This window comes from Corallococcus sp. AB049A (assembly GCF_003668885.1).
Classification (GTDB): domain Bacteria; phylum Myxococcota; class Myxococcia; order Myxococcales; family Myxococcaceae; genus Corallococcus; species Corallococcus interemptor.
The window spans coordinates 1-411 of record NZ_RAWL01001310.1 but is presented as its reverse complement, the minus strand read 5'-3'; the positions used below and the strand labels follow the sequence as shown (position 1 = coordinate 411).

Genomic DNA, 411 nt, shown 5'->3' with positions numbered 1-411 from the left:
ACGCATGACCCGCCAACATCTGGCGGCTGCCGCAGGCCGGTGCCGGACTATCGCCCAGCCGTCGACCCTCTCACCACGCACCTTCCCGTCATCACCAGCCTGCGCACGGGCAGCTCCGGCATGCGCAGGCGTTCCAGCAACAGCGACATCGCAGCGCGCCCCATGTCTTCAACCGGCTGCTCGACCACGGTAATGCCAGGTTCGACCAGCTCGGTCCAGCGCTCGTTGTCGAACCCTGCCAGCGCCAGCTCTCCTGGAATGGCGAGACCGGCGCTGCGTGCCGCCTTCAATGCACCCATGAGCAGCAGGCTGTTGCTGGTGACCAGCGCGTCGGGACGCGAAGGGCCGGCCAGCCATTGGTCGACCGTTGCGATGGCGGCCTCGGCCGTTGGCTCGACTTCACGGTAATCC

The 411-nt window shown here is 67.4% G+C and carries 1 protein-coding gene; it reads right to left on the bottom strand.

The features are described 5' to 3' along the window. Positions 1 to 47 precede the first annotated feature (47 nt). The coding region (locus D7X55_RS47090; protein WP_158626517.1) for a substrate-binding domain-containing protein at positions 48 to 411 on the bottom strand (364 nt) is incomplete at its 5' end.